We start from the raw sequence: 273 nt of genomic DNA, 5'->3' as shown, positions 1-273 counted from the left end.
TTCGTCAGCATCATGGTTGAGACCGCCGATGTTGTGGCCGTAGAGCAGCCTCAGGCCAGCGTGGGCGTCGATCTGGGCATTGCCACGCTGGCAACGCTTTCGGATGGCAGCACGATTCCTGGACCCAAGGCGCATACCGCATTGCTCAAACGGTTGCGGCGGACGAGCCGTAGTCTGTCTCGCAAGCGAAAAGGCTCGGCCAATCGCCGCAAGGCCAAGGCAAAGCTGGCGCGACTGCACAGCCGCATCGCCAATATCCGCCGTGACGCCACA

At 62.3% G+C, this 273-nt stretch carries 1 protein-coding gene; it reads left to right on the top strand.

Features of this window, described 5'->3' with window-relative positions:
* Window positions 1-12: 12 nt before the first annotated feature.
* Window positions 13-273: transposase (locus tag PY650_RS36995; protein ID WP_285885075.1), on the top strand; the 261-nt coding region annotated here is incomplete at its 3' end.

This window comes from Martinezella calliandrae, from assembly GCF_030272695.1.
GTDB lineage: Bacteria > Pseudomonadota > Alphaproteobacteria > Rhizobiales > Rhizobiaceae > Rhizobium > Rhizobium calliandrae.
This window is presented reverse-complemented; position numbering and strand designations above follow the sequence as displayed.